This is a genomic window from Shewanella sp. MF05960 (genome assembly GCF_050849305.1).
Classification (GTDB): domain Bacteria; phylum Pseudomonadota; class Gammaproteobacteria; order Enterobacterales; family Shewanellaceae; genus Shewanella.
Window position 1 is genome coordinate 142,607 of the sequence record NZ_JBOZPS010000005.1, and the last position, 20,737, is coordinate 163,343.

Annotated in this window: 16 protein-coding genes; 5 read left to right on the top strand and 11 right to left on the bottom strand. The window is 41.4% G+C overall.

Annotated elements, in window-relative coordinates; all coding sequences use genetic code 11:
* The gene (locus ACROAE_RS06870) at positions 1 to 1,398 is read left to right on the top strand and encodes an efflux transporter outer membrane subunit (protein WP_432400247.1); all 1,398 of its coding nucleotides are present in this window, start codon (positions 1 to 3) and stop codon (positions 1,396 to 1,398) included.
* A 98-nt stretch (positions 1,399 to 1,496) separates the two neighbouring features.
* On the opposite strand, the gene yddG is transcribed toward ACROAE_RS06870, so the two are convergent.
* Positions 1,497 to 2,414 carry an aromatic amino acid DMT transporter YddG gene (yddG, locus tag ACROAE_RS06875; protein ID WP_432400248.1) on the bottom strand — a complete coding sequence of 306 codons (918 nt, stop codon included), beginning with the start codon at positions 2,412 to 2,414 and terminating at the stop codon, positions 1,497 to 1,499.
* Positions 2,415 to 2,568: 154 nt separating this feature from the next.
* Between yddG and ACROAE_RS06880 the strand changes: the two genes are divergently transcribed.
* Positions 2,569 to 3,069: a hypothetical protein gene (locus ACROAE_RS06880; protein ID WP_432400249.1), complete on the top strand. Its 501-nt coding sequence runs from the start codon at positions 2,569 to 2,571 to the stop codon at positions 3,067 to 3,069.
* An 84-nt stretch (positions 3,070 to 3,153) separates the two neighbouring features.
* Here the strand turns inward: ACROAE_RS06880 and ACROAE_RS06885 are convergent, their stop codons facing one another.
* The gene (locus ACROAE_RS06885; protein ID WP_432400250.1) at positions 3,154 to 3,648 is read right to left on the bottom strand and encodes a hypothetical protein; all 495 of its coding nucleotides are present in this window, start codon (positions 3,646 to 3,648) and stop codon (positions 3,154 to 3,156) included.
* On the bottom strand, positions 3,648 to 4,361 hold the full coding sequence (locus ACROAE_RS06890) for an Hpt domain-containing protein (protein ID WP_432400251.1): 714 nt from the start codon (positions 4,359 to 4,361) through the stop codon (positions 3,648 to 3,650). The genes ACROAE_RS06885 and ACROAE_RS06890 overlap by 1 nt, the downstream gene beginning before the upstream one ends.
* Positions 4,362 to 4,703: 342 nt before the next feature.
* Between ACROAE_RS06890 and ACROAE_RS06895 the strand changes: the two genes are divergently transcribed.
* Positions 4,704 to 5,111 (top strand): response regulator, encoded by a 408-nt coding sequence (locus ACROAE_RS06895; RefSeq protein WP_432400252.1) that lies wholly within the window; start codon positions 4,704 to 4,706, stop codon positions 5,109 to 5,111.
* 3 nt (positions 5,112 to 5,114) lie between these two features.
* Positions 5,115 to 7,493, top strand: coding sequence for a PAS domain-containing protein (locus ACROAE_RS06900; RefSeq protein ID WP_432400253.1), 2,379 nt, complete (start codon positions 5,115 to 5,117; stop codon positions 7,491 to 7,493).
* A gap of 188 nt (positions 7,494 to 7,681) precedes the next feature.
* Here the strand turns inward: ACROAE_RS06900 and ACROAE_RS06905 are convergent, their stop codons facing one another.
* The gene (locus ACROAE_RS06905; protein ID WP_432400254.1) at positions 7,682 to 8,158 is read right to left on the bottom strand and encodes a DUF302 domain-containing protein; all 477 of its coding nucleotides are present in this window, start codon (positions 8,156 to 8,158) and stop codon (positions 7,682 to 7,684) included.
* Positions 8,159 to 8,733: 575 nt separating this feature from the next.
* Between ACROAE_RS06905 and ACROAE_RS06910 the strand changes: the two genes are divergently transcribed.
* Positions 8,734 to 9,609 carry a CLCA_X family protein gene (locus ACROAE_RS06910; protein WP_432400255.1) on the top strand — a complete coding sequence of 292 codons (876 nt, stop codon included), beginning with the start codon at positions 8,734 to 8,736 and terminating at the stop codon, positions 9,607 to 9,609.
* Between the two features lie 4 nt (positions 9,610 to 9,613).
* Here the strand turns inward: ACROAE_RS06910 and ACROAE_RS06915 are convergent, their stop codons facing one another.
* From ACROAE_RS06915 to ACROAE_RS06945, 7 genes are all read right to left on the bottom strand, one after another.
* Complete coding sequence (locus ACROAE_RS06915) at positions 9,614 to 12,496, bottom strand: DEAD/DEAH box helicase family protein (protein ID WP_432400256.1); 2,883 nt, start codon at positions 12,494 to 12,496, stop codon at positions 9,614 to 9,616.
* Between the two features lie 8 nt (positions 12,497 to 12,504).
* Complete coding sequence (locus ACROAE_RS06920; protein ID WP_432400257.1) at positions 12,505 to 13,092, bottom strand: class I SAM-dependent methyltransferase; 588 nt, start codon at positions 13,090 to 13,092, stop codon at positions 12,505 to 12,507.
* Positions 13,093 to 13,203: 111 nt separating this feature from the next.
* On the bottom strand, positions 13,204 to 13,818 hold the full coding sequence (locus ACROAE_RS06925) for a hypothetical protein (protein ID WP_432400258.1): 615 nt from the start codon (positions 13,816 to 13,818) through the stop codon (positions 13,204 to 13,206).
* A 208-nt stretch (positions 13,819 to 14,026) separates the two neighbouring features.
* Positions 14,027 to 14,728, bottom strand: a complete 702-nt coding sequence (locus ACROAE_RS06930) for a hypothetical protein (RefSeq protein WP_432400259.1) — start codon at positions 14,726 to 14,728, stop codon at positions 14,027 to 14,029.
* A gap of 419 nt (positions 14,729 to 15,147) precedes the next feature.
* A complete protein-coding gene (locus ACROAE_RS06935) occupies positions 15,148 to 16,026 on the bottom strand; it encodes an NAD(P)-dependent oxidoreductase (RefSeq protein WP_432400260.1) in 879 nt (292 codons plus the stop codon).
* Between the two features lie 335 nt (positions 16,027 to 16,361).
* The gene (locus tag ACROAE_RS06940; RefSeq protein ID WP_432400261.1) at positions 16,362 to 19,343 is read right to left on the bottom strand and encodes a TonB-dependent receptor; all 2,982 of its coding nucleotides are present in this window, start codon (positions 19,341 to 19,343) and stop codon (positions 16,362 to 16,364) included.
* A 625-nt stretch (positions 19,344 to 19,968) separates the two neighbouring features.
* A complete protein-coding gene (locus ACROAE_RS06945; RefSeq protein WP_432400262.1) occupies positions 19,969 to 20,679 on the bottom strand; it encodes a glutathione S-transferase in 711 nt (236 codons plus the stop codon).
* Between the last annotated feature and the right edge of the window lie 58 nt (positions 20,680 to 20,737).

The following is a 20,737-nucleotide window of genomic DNA, read 5'->3' on the forward strand; positions in this document are numbered from 1 at the left end:
ATGATAAACCCAAGTTTTACACTCAAACTGACTAGCATTACATTGTGCCTATCGCTCACCAGCGCCTGCAGTAGCCTGACTCACACTGATTTTACACAACCCGACGTGACGATACCTGATAGTTGGCAAAGTGTTAGCGTTAATCAACAAGTCAAACTCGATCCTTGGTGGCAACGTTTTAATAATCCAGAGCTCAATCAACTCATAGAGCAAGTGCTATTAACCAATAATGATTTAGCGCTCGCGACATTAACATTACGTCGCGCAAGGCTGCAAGCTGGCTTAACCGATACACAAAGTTACCCACAAATTAATGCTAACGTAAATGGTGCTACAACAAAGCCTCTAGAGGGTGGAGCTAGCACAAGCGAATATGGCACTAAATTATCGCTCAGTTACGAACTGGATTTATGGGGCCGAGTTTCTGCCGATATGGACGCAGCTAAATGGACCAGTTTAGCCAGTGAACAAGACAGAGAAAGCACTGCACAAAGTTTAGTGTCCACCACGGCAATATTGTATTGGCAAATTGGATACCTTAAACAAAGTATTACCCTTAGCCAAAATAGTATTGATTATGCACAGCAAACCTATGATCTTGCTCAACAACAATACCGTTCAGGTGCTGTGTCACAACTGAATGTATTTGAAGCAAAACGTAGCTTAGCAGGGCAACAGGCGAGCCATAGCGAACTTGAGCAGCAACTCGTTGAAGCGCAAAATGCGCTAGCTATTTTGTTTAACCAGCCACCCGCTAAAATGGCCATAAACATTAATCAGCTGCCAGATGCTGAACTGCCCAGTATTGCAGCAGGTATTCCTGCAGATGTGTTAATTCGCAGGCCTGATGTGAAATCAGCACTGTATGAACTTAAATCTGCTTATTCAGCAAAAGATGCCACGTTTGCGGGGTATTTACCTACGTTGTCGCTGTCAGGTTCTTTAGGGACATCATCAACCGAGCTGAAAGAATTATTACAAAATCCGATTGGTACGCTGGGAGCCAATTTACTGTTGCCATTTGTACAATGGAATGAAATGCAATTGTATAAAGAGCTTGCCACAGTGGAGGTCGAGTCAGCGGTAGTGAGTTACAGACAAACCTTGTACAACGCCTTTAAAGAAGTCGATAACGCGATTTCTGCACGGCAACATTACCAATATCAAGCATTAAAACTCTCTGAACAATATCAAGCGGCAACGTCTGCGGAGCGCATATACGCCAGCCAGTATCGTAATGGTGCAGTCAGTATTCAAGATTGGTTAAATGCACAAGAAACACAGCGCAGCGCCGAAGTCTTTCTGTTAGCCAATCGCTACAACCTATTTAGTGCACAAGCTACGTTGTATCAAGCTCTTGGCGGCAGTGATATTGCTCCAGCGGTACAGGATCAATAAACTGAATAAATGGGTCATTGAAATGACAATTTAGGTAAATGAAAAAGCACGCTCAAAAGCGTGCTTTTTAGTATTTATTGGTCATTTGTCAGGGGTTGTCAGCGATTGTCAGCGATTGTTAGTGATTTTTTATTACGTGTCACCCAAAAGCACATCAGTGAGCCTAGCGTCACTAATGCTACGCCTTGCCAAAACGTTCCAGTAAGAGAGATAGACAAGTAAACAGAGGCAAATATTGTTGAAAACACTGGCGTAAAGTAAGACAGAGTGCCTAATAAAATAATATTACCGCCAATCACAGCTTGGTTCCACAACGCATAACCTGAACCAATCACAATACCTGCCAATATCAGTATTGCCGTAGACGATAACGAGAACGTTATACTTGGCTCATTACTGAAAAAATACTGCACCCATAAAGTGATGGCCGTTGCCGCAAAAAACAGCACGATAGCATTTTTACCCTGGCTTATTTTTTTGGTTACAACGCAATAAATCGCCCAAATAAACGCAGCAGAAAACGCCATAAAGTAGGTCAGTGGATTGTCGGCAATATTGGATAATAAAATATCAACTGAAATGCCTTTGTCACCCGCAATACACCAGGCTACACCAATAAATGCGATACAAACACTGGGGTATATCAACCCACTGACTTTTTTACGGCTCAGCATAACGCTCAATAATATGGTTAGTGCAGGCCATAAGTAATTAATGATCGCCATTTCTATTGCTTGATGTCGGCTGTTCGCCATGCCTAAAGACAACGCTAAACATATTTCATAAGTGACAAATAAGCTGCCACCAATCAATAGATACTTTTTAGGGAACGCACCAATTTTAGGCACACCCATGACCGACATTAAAAACAGTGCGCTCACGCTATACAACATTGCCGCGCCCGCAATTGGGCTAAACAGTTCAGACACGTCTCGTATAAACGCAGTGACACTACTCCACAATAAAATCGCAATGACACCATATAAAGTGTATTTATTTTCACCAATAACAGACATAACACCCAATAATTAAATTTGCCGACTCAAAGTGACACTATCACTGTAAAAACAGATAGATGCAACCTATCTAAGTGATGTTATTTATTTCAAGTAAACCCGATGTAATAAAATAATAAACAGAATAATAAATGATACTGTTTAGATTGTTCTCATGTCTTTGGGTGATTTTCTTCAACATTTATGCAGCAGTTGCCATGCTGAACAAGACAGTGATGCACACAAACTCAACGCGCACAATGTTGCCAATGTTAAATGTACCGATTGTCACATGCCATGGATGAAACATGCGGGTGGACGTGCTCACCGTTACGATGGCAGATCGCTCTCCTGGGACTTATTAACACCAACGGACTCGTTAAAAGGATTTGATCTGTTACGCCCATACACAGAACAGGGCGCAGAACCTGACGCAAAACTGACTAAAGACTGGCAAAAAATTGAAGCTATTAAGGGGTTATGCTACGGCAACTTCAATTACCCAATCAACGTAGTAGGTTGTGCTAAGTTTGATATTATGCCCAATGCGCGTTCAAGCTGTCATACCGATCATTTCCCAACACCAGGTGTATTCACTGATGCAGAGCGTGCAAAATTGGTTGAAGGTGAGAAACGCCTAGAAGCCTTTAAAAATCTCATTCAGAAGCACAATTAAGCTGTAATTAACAAGCAAACAAAATTAAAAAATGCCACACAAGCAACTTGAGTGGCATTTCTATTTACAATATTCATCCGTCATCTACATACCATTAAGATTGCCTAACAGTCCGATATAGTTATATCCCTTAGATTTATAAAAGGCTAATTCAACTTTTTTAAAGGAGTCGACATAGGCCGCCACCAAAGGCGTAAACGCAATAATCGCATAAATGTGCTTAACCTCGCCATCGGGTACAAAGCCCACAGAATGTATCAACCAATGTGTCAGATCAAACAGCCGTAAAAAGACAATAGCGCCCAAGCCTAAGGCTAAAGACATAAACAGCTGACACCATAAAACACGGTCAAAGCGCCAAAGTAGGGTGGATATGCTAGAAAAGCAAAAGACATAAGTATAAAACCCACCGAGTAACATAACCGCTAACATATCTAAGGTTTCAGGCATTAAAAAATAACTAAACGCGGGGATGACATACCAGATCATTCGTTTTTTATAAATAATAACAAATTGTTCCGCTTTAGCGATGATGTCGTCGGGCAATGAGCTGACGTGTTTAATGTTGGTAGACATCATTATTTCAACTTTGTCGACAGTGAAGATAATTGCGCACGCGCGGTGTCAAAGTCTAACGCTTCAACGCTGTCACATAGCGCGATTAACTCTTGAATCAACCGTGTATCTGCCGCTAACTTAGTTTGCAGCGCTTGGCATTGCGCAATGGCATCGAGGTTACCTTGGCGCAAAAGCTGGTTAAGCTCATCAAACTCGTTTGTTAACTGTGCTAATGAGAATGTGATGTTGTGCGATTCCGTGTCGGGTTCTGGCTTTGTTAGTGTTTGATTGTCCGTTGATGTGGCTAACAAGGCATGAATATGTGCTAATTCAGAATGCGCAATTGCGGTAATCTGCTGGCCTAAGTCGGCATAAAGACTGGTGTTAGGTTCAGCATTGCTAGCATCAAGTTGGGTTAATTTAAGCTCCCAATCATATAAAGCACGGTAAAGTGCTGAAAATCCCGCTGTGCCCGATGTGCCTTTAAGCGTGTGTACAAGGACCATTAATTCCCTGGTATTGTGTTGATCAATTAAGGTGTTGATGTCATTAAGCTGCTCAGCTAAGTTTTTTTCAAAAATGGCAATCAAGCGACGATAAAACGCCTCTTTGCCAGCAAAAGGCTTGAGCAGTTCTTCAAGCGTCTGCGGTGACGCTGTTGTTTTAGGAGTAACGCTCAATTTATCCGCGCTCATAACAGGGTTCTCAGTCAATAATAAAGCAACACGTTGCATTCACTCATATTAGACACATGTGCATTATGCTACTTAGGCGTCACGCTATTTAGGCATTATTTAGTCATTATTTGGAAATAAATCGCTAATCTAATGTATTTATTCAATGGCTTAGTTTGCTACATCACCAATAATAATACAATATTAAAAGGATATAGATATTGGGTTCGGCCAATCGTTGTCGTGACGCTACGCCTGAAGTGCTATTTGTGAAGTGCTATTTGTGAAGTGCTATTTGCGAAAGGCTATTCGTGTAGTGCATCATTAAGCTTAAGCTCGCAAATACCGGCCTTAACATAAAGCCATATTTGGACCGCTAAACAAAACTGAATCGGAGCCTAAATGCAGTTAGATAAGATTTTACACGTAGAAGATGATGAATCTATTCGAGTCATTGTAGAGATGGCGCTGGTTGATATTTCTGGTTTTAGCTTAGTGTCCTGCGATGGCGGGCAGGCGGCATTAGCCCAAGTCGTGACATTTACCCCAGAGTTAATTTTACTCGACGCCATGATGCCAGGCATGGACGGATTGCAAACGCTGCTTGAGCTTCGTAAAACGCCACAATGCCAACACACTCCAGTGGTGTTTATGACCGCGCGCATTCAACAGGCAGAAAAACAAGAATACCTTGATGCTGGTGCTATTGCTGTCATAGAAAAACCATTTGATGCCATGACCCTAGGCGATGAGTTGCAAGCTCTTTATCTGACTCACTTAAGCGCAGCAGACACTAACGATTCGGAGTAACTCATGCAAACGCCTGTTTTACCGCACAATGAGCAAAAGAGACTCACCGCATTACAGCAAACGGGCTTACTCGACACTGAAGCAGAGCAACGCTTTGACCGTTTAACCCATTTAGCCCAACTGTGTTTAGGCACTGACATTGTATTAGTGTCATTAGTGGATGCAGACAGACAATGGTTTAAATCTAAACAAGGGCTCGATGCCTGCGAAACGAGCCGAGATATTTCATTCTGCGGTCATACGATTTTGGGCGAAGGTATTTTTGAAGTGCCCGATGCACTGCTCGATAAGCGTTTTGCCGATAATCCATTAGTGCTCAATGCGCCCAATATTCGCTTTTATGCCGGTGTGCCTTTAGTTAATGACGGTGAAAACATCGGCACACTGTGTTTTATTGACAGTAAACCACGTAAATTTAGCGATAGAGAACGCCAAATAGTTACAGAAATTGGCAAAACTATTGAACAAGAAATCCAGGACAGACTTCAAGAGCAGGCCCAGGAAGAGTTAGCCGCGCGTGAACAAATGTATCGTTCGGTACTCGAGGGCACCCGCATCGGCACCTGGCAATGGAATGTGCAAAATGGTGACACTGTGCTTAACGAACGTTGGGCTGCCATTATGGGCTATACACTTGCTGAGCTTGAACCTATTTCAGTCGATACCTGGCTAAACCTGCTTCATCCTGATGACATAGCCGACTCAGATGCTCAATTAGAAGCGCACCTTAACGGCAGCAAAGAATTTTTTGACATTAAATGCCGCATGAAACACAAGCAAGGCCATTATGTGTGGGTACATGATAGGGGCAAAGTGGTGTCATACACGGATGACGGTAAACCCTTAATGATGTACGGCACCCATGCTGACATAACCGAACAAAAATTGAATGATTTAGCATTACAGCAAAGCCGCGATCAACTGTATAAATTAACCCAACAGCTTCCAGGGGTTGTATATCAATATCAAGTATGGCCAGACGGACACGCCGCATTTCCTTATGCCAGCTCAGGCATTGAAGATATTTACGGCGTGACTCCAGAAGAAGTACGCACTGATGCCACTAATGCTTTTGAGAGAATTCATCCAGATGATTTAGGCCTGCTAGTAAGCAGCATTGGGCGCTCAATTGAAGACCTCAGCCTATGGGAGATTGAATATCGCGTATCAAGTGACAATAACGAGTTTAAATGGTTATCTGGCAGTGCAACGCCCGAGCGAATGGAAGACGGCAGTACCTTATGGCATGGCTACATTCAAGATATCACCGAAACTAAAAAATATTACCTTAAACTTGAAGAGCTTAACCAACAGCTCAATGTTGCTCAGCAAAGTCTTGATTTAGCGAGTAAACAAGCTCAAATCGGCTACTGGCATGCGTCGTTAAAACTTGGCACCTTGTGGTGGTCACCAATGGTCTATCAAATCTTTGGCCTAGATGAGCAAGACTTTGTACCTACCGACAGTAAGTTTAAAAGTGTTATTCATCCAGATGATATGGACATAGTTGAAAAAAGCCAACAAAAAGCGCTTGTCACTGGCATCCATAACGTCATACACAGAATTATTCGCCCTAGCGGTGAAGTGCGCTGGGTGCATGGGCTTGGGCAGATAGTGTCAGAAGACCGAAATCCAGATTTGATTATGGTCGGGTCACTGCAAGATATTACCGACAGAATGAAATTACAGAAGGTTAAAGACGACTTTATCTCAACCGTGAGTCATGAGTTGCGTACGCCTTTGACCTCAATTAATGGGGCGTTAACGCTATTACAATCAGGAAAAATCACCACCTTACCTGAAAAGGCTCAAAAGCTGATGGATATTGCCAGCAGTAATTGTAAGCAACTCAGCCGATTGATTAATGATTTGCTCGATATCGAAAAGCTCGCCGCAGGTAAGATGTTGTTCGAAATGAAACAACTGCAAATGGCTCCACTGTTACAGCGTGCACTGACCGATCATCAACCCTATGCAGACTTACACCACATTACTTTAGTGTTACAGCAAGAACCGCTGATAAATGATGTGTGTATTTACGCAGATGAACACCGTTTATTACAGATTTTTACTAACTTTCTTTCTAATGCCGTTAAATTCTCACCGCAAGCAGGCAGCGTAACCTTGTCGGCATCGGTTATAGACAACGAGATTGAAATCGCCGTGCAAGATCAAGGCGCTGGGATCCCAGAAGATTTTAAAACTAAGATTTTTGAAAAATTCTCACAAGCAGATGCCAGTAGCGCAAAAACCAAAGGCGGCACAGGTTTAGGCTTAGCATTATGTAAAGAGCTCACCGAAGCCATGCACGGCAGCATTGGTTATGACTCAAGCGCAGAACAGGGCGCTCGTTTTTATGTGCGCTTCCCCCTAATGCAGTAAACACGTGTACGTGAACACTAATAAAAATCCCAGTGTGCTTATCGCTCACTGGGATTTTTTATTAGCTTGCAGCTGCTAATACGTTAAATGCTCACTCTTGAAACAGTGAATCTTGAAATAGTGACTAGATGAAACAGTGAATACATTCAATGGTGGATACATTCAATGGTGATGAAATAAAATGACAATTACTTACTTTGCGTTGTTGCTGCCTTGCTTAACGATTCAAGTACATTACTCACTTTATCAAGCACCGCATCACAACCTGTAATGTTATGACGTTGCTTAAGGTATTGTGGATTATTATACGACAACCATACCTTGTTATTCGCATCTTCAGTAATCAGCACCTTTTGCGGTAAATCGATAGCGACCTGCTGATTACACTGCATCAATTGAGTGCCAATCTTGGGATTACCAAAAATAATTACCTCTGTCGCAGGTAAACTCAAGTCGACATTTTCAGCATTTTTTTGATGATCAATCCGCGCAAATACCGTAAAGCCCTTATCCTTAATAATCGACTCAAATCTATCTGCTGTGATTTTAGGTGAAAATTGACTTTGATGAGTAATCAAACTGTCGACAGCAAACACTGAAGTGGCTGTGAATACTGAAGTCGATGTAAAAAACAGCGTCATCGCCAGCGAAAGATTTTTGATCATACAATGCTCCATTTGTGATGTTTAAGCTCAATGTTAAAGCAAGATGCTTATGTTAGAACTCGCACTAAAGATTAGCTACTAGAGATTAGCGCTTAGAGATTAGATAGTAAAAACAACATATCACCAAGGCCCATCTTAATATAAAGAATAATGTAAAAGATAATACAAAAAATAATGTAAAAGAGAATATAAGAAGTGATGCAAGGACTCGCTCAAACATAAGCATAAGCATAAGCATAAACAACAGCATAAACACCAGCATAAACGATCTAATTTTGCTGGTGGCCGTAATAACACTAATCGTGATGATATGAAACGGGTTGAACAATGAACAATAAACCGCCTTTTTGACTGGGTATTCAATCACTTGCATAAAAGTTAAAAAATTACCGAGGGTAATACTTTTATTTTTGCATAAATACGAATAAATATGCTGGTGGCCAGCGTTGGGTTTACGGCAGATTATATGTCACATCCATACGAATTTAACATTTCGCTACGTTCAAAAGCACTCTAGTAGTAAACTATCCCCAGTTAAAAGAGTGTCAGTTCAGTTTGTTTATCAGAGGTATTGTTTGGCGTCACATCATTCGTTATTAAATCACCAGCGCTATTTTGAGCGCATAGGTCCAGACTATCGTAATGGTGCCTCGGTGAGCTTTTTAGACATTAAAGACACTTTTGGTTTACGCCATATTCGTGTCGGTAAATGGGTCAATAAACAAGAGTCTGCACTGGCCGCCAATTTGATTTTTGACTCAATGGCCGACCTTGCCAATATTTTACGTGTGCCACCTGAGTTAATCGGCCTGCGAGGTAGCCTGAGGTTTGCCTTTGGTTCAGGCGGGCAAAAGGGCGTACAGGCCCATTACTCGCCAGCATATAAAGAATTAGCATTAGCGAAAAATGCCGGAGCAGGGGCATTAGCTCATGAGTTTTGGCATGCGTTCGATCACTACATTGCCGATAAAATGTTTATCGACGACAGCCTATTAAGCCCCGACGATTACATGAGCAGCACCAGCCGCTTTGTCTGCGCCACAGACCACTGGCTCGCAGATAAAACCATCGTCAATCATCCGCTAAATCAGCAGTTATCAAATTTATTTGCCGTCACTTTTTTAAGCGCCAACAGCCAGGAACCCCACGACTATGTTCGCCGCTCAATTGCCTTAGACAAGCGGCAAAACAGCCAATACTTTGCTAAGCCTACTGAAATGATGGCCCGCGCGTTTGAAGCCAGTATTGAAATGTATTCAGAAACCCACGCCGACATCGCCAACCCGTATTTGGTCAACAGCACCATCAACTCACCTCTGAGCAAACACGGTGCCTACCCAGATGCCGAACACTGCGCACAAATCTATCAAGCATTAATGGCTTATTTTGAACCACTGGGTATTGCATTTGATAAGCAGACCCAAGCAATGGTTGATGAACACATTAGCTAATTGATTAATCAGCAAGGTCAGACTTAACTAACACCTGCTTTAATCGCGCGAAAGTGACCATAGTGTCATTGGCCATCATTGGCGAGTAATCAAGATTATGAGCATTGAGTTGATATTGACCGTTAGTCAATTTACTCACTTGGCGAAGTAAATATTGATTATCTCCCGCGTCATCTTGGATTTCGATAGCCATGACTTTTCCAGTAATCGATCCTGCATTGATTGGCGTAACAAGCTCAAGTAATAGTAAGTCACCATCTTGAATGGGATTCTTACCACCATTCATCGAGTTTCCGCTAGCTGGTGCAATAAAGTGAATAGAGGGATCAAGTCGACTGAAAGTCGAATTTAAGTGAAGTGTTTCACGGCTATCATTTGATCCTGTTTTAAAATGACCACAGGCGATTTTTATATCAGGATAGAAGTTGAACTGAGGCAAGTGTTCTTGAGGTTGTTCGATGGGTAAATTAATCACATTAGCAGATGATGGTTTTGTTTTAGTCTTCGAGGTTTTACGTTGGCTGTAACGCGCTAATAGTAACTCGCCCAATTCTCGCATTGCGCTTGATACTGTATCAATATCGTCAATTGCAATGTCTATATTGGCGTGAAGACAATCACCTTCAACGTTAAACCAAGCTTGAGTATCGGTGCTATCTTGCTTACTTAAAAAAGTAATCGGGTTGCTTAACCAGTATTTACGCCATTTTGGTGAGTCAGATTCTACTTGTTGTAAATCAGCTTTAACATCTTGCGTCCACAACTCCGGGTAGCGTTTAAAGACTTGCCAACTTTTAATGCAAACAGCGTCGATGCTGGGGGGAGTGTGTAAACCGTCTAGTTCAATAAAAGCTTCTAATAAAATGGCTTTGAAGCATTTACTCATTGTGGCTTTTTCTACACCGCGACTTAAAAATGTTAAATAGGGCGTTAATGTCTGTAATTTTTCATCATCTTGCTCTTGGCTTAACACCAGTTCAAACCAACTACCAAATTGCTGGGTTAATTTACTCCAAGCATAACCACTATGATAAAACTCTGTCGCACTAGGGCGATGGCCTAAATCATCGTTGAGTAATTGATATTGTTGATCAGCTTTAGAGTAATCAAGTTTTAATTGCTGCCAAAAATCAATCAGTTCTGGATCAATGTTGATGACACAATCAGGATGAAGTTTAGGTGCATTAAGCTGCTTTACTGTCTCGTTGATGTTTTTTGATTGCAGTAATGCCATCGGACGATTCAAAAAACTGATGTGATTACCAATAAAGTCGATAACCGAAACAAACTTTTTGTTAGTGTCGGGTGATGTGCGCAATCCGCGGCCTAATTGCTGTAAAAAAAGTATTTTTGATTCAGTCGGGCGAAGAATTAAAATGGTGTCAATTGAGGGTAAATCAGTACCTTCATTAAATAAGTCGACCGAGAAAATCACTTCAATTTTGCCTAATGCTAACAAGCTCAAGGCTTCTCCACGTTTAACCTGAGAGTCACTGTGTACAGACACCGCTTTTATGCCATGAGCGGCAAACCACTGAGCCATAAAATCTGCATGCGCTTTAGAGACACAAAAGGCTAATGTTCTTTGCTGCTTGTGTGTCTCCCAGTGACCAAAAACATGTTTAGCGCGTTTTTGTGTGGCAAATGTAAATTCAAGTGCTTGAGGATCAAACTTACCGTTACGCCATGGTAGTTCACGATAATCTACCGTTTTATCGTTAATGCCTTGATAATGAAACGGCACTAAAATACTTAACTCAATGCCATCAACGATGTTCTTTTCATATACCAAATTGTTATCGCATAAAGATAAAATATCAGCTTGATCGGTACGTTCTGGTGTGGCTGTTAAACCTAATAGAAATTGCGGCGTAAAGTGGTTTAATAATGATTGGTAACTGCTGGCGCCTGCATGATGAAATTCATCCACAATCACATAATCAAAGTGATTTGGATTAACTTGATTAAGGTTTGCCTGTTTACCTAATGTTTGAATTGAAGCAAATACAATGTCAGCATCCAACACTTTAGATTTGGCATTAAAATGGCCACTCACAAGTTTAGGTAACAACGACTTAAATGTGCGCTCAGCTTGTAATAAAATCTCTTCACGATGAGCGACAAACAATACTTTACGGGCATTAAATTGTTGCACATCAAATGCTGCCAACCATGTTTTACCCATGCCTGTCGCGAGAACAACTAATCCTTTTGATTGTAAGGCGAGCCGCGTTTGTGCCAGTGCATATAAAGCTTCTTGTTGTGCAATATTCGGGATCAGTTCTTCTGGCTCAACTTCACCCACCACGGCTAACGGCGGTTTAACCTTTTTTCGGTGCTCAGCATATTGGTTTATATACGAGTCATTGAGATCGATAGCTTGAGGGTGATTAAATATTTGCGCAAATTGATGACGAATATTGTTAAATTCACTTGGGTCTTGATTTTCAATTAAATCGTAACGTAAACACCATTCAAAGGCATGAGTTAGCGCGGTTTTACTGATATTGTTCGAGCCGATATATGCACAGCCCGTTTCTAATAAATCAGAATGTTGCTGGACGAAGATATAGGTTTTCATGTGAAAACTTAACTGGTTTTCACATTTGAAAATCTTAGTTTTTGCGCCTAAAGATTGCAGAATCATTAATTCGCGTAACGCAACAGGATCGGTAATGTACAGGTAATCTGAGGTTAAAATAGCAATGTTAGCGCCGCGATCTAATGCGTCAGTTAGACTATCAAACAGCAATTTAAGTCCAGATTGCTGGATAAATGAAACCGATATTTCAATATGTGATGCACGGTTAATTGAATGCAGTAACTTTGGTAAAAGTGGGTCGTCCTTACCACCGCTAGTTAATACAGGTCCTTCTGCTAACTTCATGTCTTTCTCTACTTTACAGTCTTAATAAGAATGGCATTAAGCCACTTTTCATTTGCGCGATCTGGACGAACATCTGTTGTCACCCAAGTATGTTTAATGTGTAAACCTGAGCCTTGTATCCACTGCTCAAGCAAAGACTCATCGGCATCAGCAAAAAAACGGCCGTTATGAGTTCGCTCTTGTACGCCATATTTGAAAGAGCAATAAAATACGCCATTGGATACCAGTGTGCTGGCTAAAGTCGAAAACGTGTTGGGTAGGGCACTTGCTTCAACATGAAGTAAAGAAGCGCAAGCCCAAATTCCATCAAAAATCAGTGTTGGGTCTATTTGTTCGAAGGTACAAACGGTAACTTTTTGACCAATATAATCAGAAGCGGCTTTGGCTAATTCAACGCTGGCATCGATAGCAGTGACTTCAAACCCTAATTGAATAAAAGCTTTACTGTCGCGGCCAGAGCCGCATCCAGCGTCCAATATACGAGCATTAACCGGTAATTGACTCAAAAAAGCGTGGTACAACTCACTGACATCGGCATTAACAGTCGACGCAAAAAAGTCTTGGGAATGTTGGTTGTAAAACTCGATGGTGGACATGGCAAACCCTATAAATTACATCATTTGAGTTTATCGATATTCTACAATGCTCTCAAGTGTTTAGTGTGTTTGTTAGCTTGTCGCTTAGTGACCTAAAACTCAAACTGCTTATCAATAATCTACGTTTTGAATGACGGTTAATGCCACGGCATCACGGCCTTTTTTAGATGGCACTCGGTGGCCAGTATCGGCGTTGGTTTTCATTGTTTGCACAAATTGATTCATTTGCGGGCCAATGCTGATGTGCAACGGGCGATCTTTGCCGTAATAATAGAGGCGATCGAATTTAAGATTTTCACAAATCCATGCCGCGACCTGTTGCATGTCGACTGGTGTATCGGCTTGGATATCACTTGATGTGCTGGCTGGGTTATTGAGCACGGTAAAGTCGCATGCTGCACCGAGACGGTCGCAAATAAGCTTTTGATTTTGATTGAGTTCGTAAGCGCAATGTTGGTCAAGTTTTGGTGCGATATGCGGATTACGATTTTTAGCAATTAAGCGTGCAAGCTCAGGTGAACAAAAACCATACGTGAACGAGATAGGGCCAAATTGATCAACGATAGGGTCAAGTAGTTGGGTGGCTAATAAGCTCAGTGCACGCCAGGTTTCTGGTTGCTGTGGTAAGTTTTCAATCTGATTCAGTATGGCCGTATTGCCGCAGTTAATGAGGTCTGCATAGGTAAAGTGGCGGCTGGCTTTGCCATTGATATTGTAGGTAAACAATCAAGGTCCGTTATCTGTATTCTGGTTTGGTGTCACCATACCGTGTATTGATTATGTTGACTAGATAGCAGTGTTACTAATGCGTATTTAACTTGAAAGTAGTTGAAAAAACGATAACTGTGTAAGATAAAGTAGTTAAGTTGAATGTTACTGATTTAGTGAGAAGTCTAAACCAGCAACAATTTTTAATCATTAATTCTGAAGATACTTATAGTCCTGCATTTTCCTTAATCCAAGAGAAAACTTCAGTCTTATTTTTCGGACTATAATAACTTAAATGTGGAACGGCAACGATAAATGTTGATTTACCATTTATTTCACATTTAAAGCCTTTGCACTTCCAATCACCATGATCTGCATCAATTGTTAATTCAGTTTCATCTATATGAAATAACTCCTTCAGAAACGCATAAGCTGATATTGAAGATATACCAAAGGTTAGAATAAGTTTTGGTTTCACTAAGTTGAGAATGGCTTCATGCACAGGCCAACATAACCCAGCTAGACCGTAACAGAGGTCGCTGGAGTCACGAGACGTTTTAAAGATAATATTTGATGCGCATACTGTCCTAGGGTCGTTTACTCCAATACCTTTTAATAGGTCAATAACTCTCATTTGAAGCGGTGCTTTACCTGCCTCGTAATGAGCTACTTTGTTTTCCCATCTTTCATCAATAAATGAGTTTTCTGTTCGCTTGAGCATTCTATCTAGATGAGATTTGATTGAATATGAACTTGCAGTATCAGGGTTTTCTTGTCCATCACCACCAGGATTTAGTCCCAATAAATAAATATCACCTTCTTTTAGTGTTTCATGAGAGCTATAAATGACTTCACCTTTCTGTTTTAAAATATGCTTTAGAGTTTGTTTCGCGAAGTCTGGTAAATCTTGCTTTAAAATAGGATGCATAGAGGTTTCCTTGCCTGCATAAAATTAATATTCATAATGATTGTATATGATTTCTGGATGATAGAATAAATATCATTAATATGTAATTAGGTTTAAATGTATGCAGTAATCTCTATTACTGTCTAACACAGAGCAACCGCATGAGTGTGCGTTTTTTGCTCATCATGAGTAATTTAAATACTGAATCACTTTCAATTATTCATGAAATGATGGCGTACTGAACAAATTCAGTTTTAAAAATGTACCAAACCTGTGCAAAAAATATTCACGATTTTGCCCTGCTGTTTAACAGATTTAGCTTTTTATAATATGGGTTTATTGTAAGCAAAAAAAGGTCTTCGTTATGAAGACCTTTATTGTATTGAAAGCTATTTGTATAAGATTCTTTGTTTAAGGCTATTTGTTTACAATTCTTAAACTTACTTAGCCAACTTAACAAAGTAGTCGAAGATTTCTGGTACGTTGCCGTTACCTAAGCCTGCATCGAATGCGGCTTGTAGGTTAGCAGATGAACCTTCAGCAATTTTAGATTGAGTGCCTAGGTCTTCTACCATTTTCAAGAAGTAGCCTAAATCTTTGTTGGCGTTAGCAATAGAGAAACCTAAGTCGCTTACACCATCAACGGCGTAGTTTTTACAAAACTTCATAAACGGTGAGTTAGATGGACCTGCAGACATGATGTCGAACAGTTGTGCACGGTCAACACCGGCAAGCTCTGCAACAGCAAAGGCTTGTGACATTGCACAAACAGTGGTCATACCCATAAAATTATTGATTAACTTAGTGGTGTGGCCAGCGCCTAATGCACCTAGGTGGAATACGTTTTCGCCTTGTTCATCAAGCACAGGTTTTACCTTGTTAAAGGTATCCATGTCGCCAGCGGCCATGATGTTTAATAAACCGTCTTTTGCGTGAGCAGGTGTACGGCCGAGTGGGGCGTCGATCATACCTACGCCTTTAGCGGCCAGGTCGGCTCCAATTTTACGGGTTGAAGATGGAATTGATGTACCAAAATCAACCAGTACAGCACCTTCTTTAATACCGGCTAAGATACCTTCGTCGCCGTAAACCAGTTTCTCAACGACCGCTGATGTGGTTAAGCACAACATAACAATGTCACTTGCTGCGGCCAGTTCTTTTGCTGAACTGACGGCATTAGCGCCGCGAGCAACACAGGTCGCCACAGCGTCTTTATTAAGGTCCATTACATTTAGCTGGTAACCTCTTTTTTGTAGGTTCTCAACCATGTTGCCGCCCATAAGGCCTAGGCCGATGAAACCGATGACTGGTTTTGTCATATCTAACTCCTAAATATAGTGGTAAATGCGTTTCTACGATAAAGTTTGCGAGCCTAATTATTGAGGCTAACAATGTATTTAATGCTGTGTGTGACGTTCAAAAATTCGGTAAATTGATTATCAACTTGTATTACAAAATTCTAGTTAATTATAACCACATTGTCAACCAATTATGGTAATTGGACATACCAAAATTAATATTGGTAAGGGTTAAGGTAATACAGTTGATTATTCAGCCGATTATTCATTGGTATTAAGCACGACAACAGAGCATTAATCTTGATTCAGTAAAGTAAAAAGCCTATCAATTTGATAGGCTTTTTGGTTTTGCTCGATTAGAACTTGGCGCGTACGCCTAGCGTGTATCGACGGTCTGCTTCGCTGTAAGCCCAAACTGAACCTAACTCTGAAGTGTATTCAATTGGCTCACCAGTGATGTTTACTGCATTGGCTACCACAGTGAAGTTTTCGTTGATATCCCAGCTTGCTGAGAAGTCGAACTGGCCACGTGCTTCGCGGTAACTATTGCCTACTGTTGGGTCATAGCTATCTGCTGATGGGTCATTTTGGTTAAATACGTTGTAACCTAATGCTCCTACAGTTTGCACACGCTTTGTGCTTTGCTCATCTAAGTAACGGTCACGCCAGTTGTAGGCTAGGCGGAACTGAAGTTCTTCACCTTCCCAGTACAATTGGGTGTTGGCTGTGTGCTTAGAAATGTTTAACAGTGGGTTGCCGTCTGGCTGTTCACTGTCGGCATAGGTGTAGTTGGCATTAACACCAAAACCAGACCAAAGCCCTGGTAAGAAGTCAAATTGCTGTTGGTAACCTAGCTCTAAACCTCTTACTTCACCGCTACCGCCATTTACGTCGGTTTCGATAGCAATACCTGTACGACCTGCTGCTTTTTCAGCATCGACGTAAGCTAAACCTTGGTCTTGGGTGGCATTAACGATGTCGCCCTGGCTTTCACCTGCGGTATCAAGTAAACAAATGTTGTTCCACTGTGTGGTGTTTTGACCATTAACCGTACTTGAGTCAGCTAAACAGCTACTGTCTGTTTGGGTAAACGATTGCACATCTTTGTAGAATAACGCGGCAGATACGATACCACCATCTTCAAAGTAGTGTTCAACCGACAAGTCATATTGCGTGACGCGGTAAGGTTCTAATTGGTAAGAACCTTGAGTACCAGTCACTAACGAGTTATCGATTGATAGTGCAGGGCTTAACTCATCAAAGTCTGCACGGCGCATTACTTTAGCGGCTGCAAAACGAACTAGCGTTTCTTCAGACAGGGTGTAGGTTACGTTTAAGCTTGGTAAGAAGTCTGAGTAATCGTTTTTACCCGTGTTAAGCACTTTTTTACCGTTAGCATCAACTGAGTCAACAATGCTCGACTCTAATTCAGTTTGAATATAACGACCACCCACAACCGCAGTGATGTCTTCAAAGTCTAAATGGAATTGTGCGTAGATAGCACTGGTTTTCTCATTAATGAACTTATAAGCACCTGTGTCTTCAACCATGTTGTCTGCTAAAGAACCGTTCATTGCATAAGTGGTACCGGCTAGCATTTGCTGTACTAATGCGTAAGTTGCTTCAGCATCTTGCAATTGGTTTGCATCATACACATTGTAAGTGAGTAAATCGTTTTGACCGGCAATGCCTGTTTGGTCGAACGAGTTGCTCATGTTAATGGTTTTAAAGCTGTCGGCGATAATTGGATTATCAATCCAGGTAGGGCTGTATAAGCCATCTGCATTTTTAGCTTTTTTATAAGCATCTTTTAACGTGTCGCCGTTTGGTTTTAAATCAAAACGGTTTGAGCTGTAGTCGCGGTCGGTAAAACGCACACCGGCTTTAACTGCAGTGACGAAATCAACACCAATATCATTGATTTTAAAGTCGAAGCGTAGTGCTTGTTCTTCGTTGTCAGTGTCCAGCGTTTTATGGAAAAACTCACGGAATACAAGGTTGTCTGGGTTAGTTAACATGCCAGTGTCTTCAAACATATACGATGGAATACCATCGCCGCTGGTTGAACTACCTGTGCTGGTGTGTGTAACAAGATTTAGGGTTGGATCGGTGCGTTCAATTGGACGTAAGTTAAATTCTGATGCTGTTTGACGTTCTTCAGATTTTGAAATGGCATATTCAGCAAACAATTCGATATTGTCTGTGACGTTCCACTCTGCACCAATGGCATGTGAAGTTGTTTCGTTGGTGGTAAAATCACTCCAGGTTTTTGGAATGGTGAGTACCCCGGTTAAGTCATAGTTGTGAAGCTGGCCATTGCTGTCGTAGTAAGAGTCGCTTCTTGGTGAAACTGAACCGCCTACATCTAGAATAGAATACGCAGCCTGACCGCCATCTAATTCAGTTGCGTTCATGTCAACGTAGATATTTAAATCTTCGTTTGTTGGTGCCCACTGAAGTGATAAACCATAAGCGGTACGTTCGCGCTCTTCAATTTTTTGTTCAACTGTGCTTTCTGTTCTGCGCAGATACTTACCATTTGGTCCGCCTGACACATCAACAATACCGTCACCGTTGATATCGATATCGTCTTGTAAATCAACTTTGTTGAAGTATTCGTCGCGACGCAATTCACGGTCTTGGTAAGAAATGTTGGCAGAAGCACCGAAGATACCGTTTTCGCCTAAATCCCAGTTATCACCAATGGCCGCGGTAAAGTTGGGCGCTACGTTTTCTGTTTTGTCAGCATATTCACCGTCAAGGGTGATGGCGACAAGTGGCTCAGAAAGTTCAAGTGGACGTACAGTTTGCATGTTAACTGTACCGCCAAGTGCACCTTCGATCATTTCTGGTGTTGGCGACTTAATGACTTCAACCGTTTTCAAGAAGCTTGAAGGGAAGTCATCTAGGCTAATCCCGCCACGGCCAGGGCCAGCAGTAGAACGGCCATTTAATAGAATAAGGTTTTCTGATACGCCGCGAATAGTGACCGACTCACCCACACCAAAATCAGATTCGATTGATACACCGGTGATACGTTGCAGGGCTTCTGCAATGTTGTTGTCGGGTAATTTACCAATATCTTCTGCAACGATAGCATCAACGATACGGGCATCAGTACGTTTAAGTAAGTTGGCTGCTTTTAAGCTACCGAAAATACCGCGTACTGCAATGACTTCAATTTCACTTGTGTCTACTTCTGCTGCGACTTGTTCTGCATCAGCGGCAAATGCTGCTGGCATAGTTAAGATTGCTGTTAGTGTTGCGCCGAATATTGTTATGTTATTGGCTTTATTTTTTGAGCTACTAAACATCGCGCTTATTTTATTAAGCTTCATAATTCCCCCCAAAGAACTAATTATATGGTATTACCAGTTGGCTTACCAATTGTCGTTGTTTTAATCAACAGCAACATTTATATAACACGTTACCAATAATTGCAATCTACTTTACCAAAATAATAACTTTGTCATACCAAGGTTTGTGTTCCGCTTTAAACTGCATGATAGTGAGCCACAATAGGCTTTGTGCGACTATATCATTAGATTTAACTGCGTATTTATTTGTAAAGGAAATACAGAATCTTGTATCTGTACTAATGATATTAAGGTAATTAAATCTGGTCACATGGATTTAACTCAATGTTACATTTGGTAATGTGTGTTTTAATTATTGGTAATACCAATTTGGTTTTTGACTGAATATGGGCGTTGTGAGGGCTAAGATGCTCTTACTATTTGTGACGGTTTGTTTTAATTATTTTGAGTTTGGCTTAAGCAGTGTTGCACCGTGATTAAAATAGAGTTGTAGGTTAAATAAAATGCGCAAAATTTCTATAATGTCATCAATATTGTCTCTTTGAGGCGTTATCGCACGTTAACACACACAAACAGCAGCATTAATGGGTCAATAATCGATGAGTCGTATTACGGGGTAAAAACGCTTTTACGAAAAAGGTAAGGGTTATTGCGGCTTGCCAAAGACGTGGTCTTGTTTCGATTCTAACCACAATGGGTATTGCGCCATGACTTTAGTGAACATTTTGCTTTGTAAATAATGGTCCAGCCATCGGCGTAACTGTGGGTAGGGTGCTTGCAGATACCATTGGCGCTCTACTCGGGCAAACTGACGAATAAACGGCATTAATGCTAGGTCGAGCAGACTTGGGTTGTCTGACAGTAAATATTGATGTTGAGTTAAACGTGACTCGAGATTGCCAAGATATTGCTCGCATGCTTGTCTGTCTTGAGTGAGCGTGGGTTCGTGATATCGCTTTGAGCAACGGTATTGTTCAAGCAGTCCTTTAAACTCAGTGTCAAACTGAGTAATGATCGCTAACATTTCTGGTAATGCTGTAGTCGATTGGCTGTGCAGATAATGATCAGGATCGGTTTGCGAAAAAGCCCATAGCATGATGGCGAGGCTCTCATCAATAACATGGCATTGATCCATTAACGCGTTATCTGTGATCACTAACACGGGTACCGTTGCTTTAGGCGATGCGGCCATTAACTCTGCTGGTTTGTCGCTTAACACCAGGTCTCGTATATGCACTTGTTGACCCGATGCGTAAATCGCCAACCTTGCCCGCATTGCGTAGGGGCAGTTTCGTAATGAGTAGAGCACAGGTAATGTCATCGGCAGTGTCATGGTGTGTTCTCTTATGGTTGGCATAAACTTAACATCGACGCACGCGTTTTTAGTGTATTAACTCTTGGTAAACCAAATCTTA

What these genes read in the sequence shown, in the direction of transcription:
- ACROAE_RS06870 (WP_432400247.1), top strand. Translation starts at nt 1, where the DNA reads ATGATAAACCCAAGTTTTACACTCAAACTGACTAGCATTACATTGTGC.
- yddG (WP_432400248.1), bottom strand. Translation starts at nt 2,414, where the DNA reads ATGTCTGTTATTGGTGAAAATAAATACACTTTATATGGTGTCATTGCG.
- ACROAE_RS06880 (WP_432400249.1), top strand. Translation starts at nt 2,569, where the DNA reads ATGTCTTTGGGTGATTTTCTTCAACATTTATGCAGCAGTTGCCATGCT.
- ACROAE_RS06885 (WP_432400250.1), bottom strand. Translation starts at nt 3,648, where the DNA reads ATGATGTCTACCAACATTAAACACGTCAGCTCATTGCCCGACGACATC.
- ACROAE_RS06890 (WP_432400251.1), bottom strand. Translation starts at nt 4,361, where the DNA reads ATGCAACGTGTTGCTTTATTATTGACTGAGAACCCTGTTATGAGCGCG.
- ACROAE_RS06895 (WP_432400252.1), top strand. Translation starts at nt 4,704, where the DNA reads ATGCAGTTAGATAAGATTTTACACGTAGAAGATGATGAATCTATTCGA.
- ACROAE_RS06900 (WP_432400253.1), top strand. Translation starts at nt 5,115, where the DNA reads ATGCAAACGCCTGTTTTACCGCACAATGAGCAAAAGAGACTCACCGCA.
- ACROAE_RS06905 (WP_432400254.1), bottom strand. Translation starts at nt 8,158, where the DNA reads ATGATCAAAAATCTTTCGCTGGCGATGACGCTGTTTTTTACATCGACT.
- ACROAE_RS06915 (WP_432400256.1), bottom strand. Translation starts at nt 12,496, where the DNA reads ATGAAGTTAGCAGAAGGACCTGTATTAACTAGCGGTGGTAAGGACGAC.
- ACROAE_RS06920 (WP_432400257.1), bottom strand. Translation starts at nt 13,092, where the DNA reads ATGTCCACCATCGAGTTTTACAACCAACATTCCCAAGACTTTTTTGCG.
- ACROAE_RS06930 (WP_432400259.1), bottom strand. Translation starts at nt 14,728, where the DNA reads ATGCATCCTATTTTAAAGCAAGATTTACCAGACTTCGCGAAACAAACT.
- ACROAE_RS06935 (WP_432400260.1), bottom strand. Translation starts at nt 16,026, where the DNA reads ATGACAAAACCAGTCATCGGTTTCATCGGCCTAGGCCTTATGGGCGGC.
- ACROAE_RS06940 (WP_432400261.1), bottom strand. Translation starts at nt 19,343, where the DNA reads ATGAAGCTTAATAAAATAAGCGCGATGTTTAGTAGCTCAAAAAATAAA.
- ACROAE_RS06945 (WP_432400262.1), bottom strand. Translation starts at nt 20,679, where the DNA reads ATGCCAACCATAAGAGAACACACCATGACACTGCCGATGACATTACCT.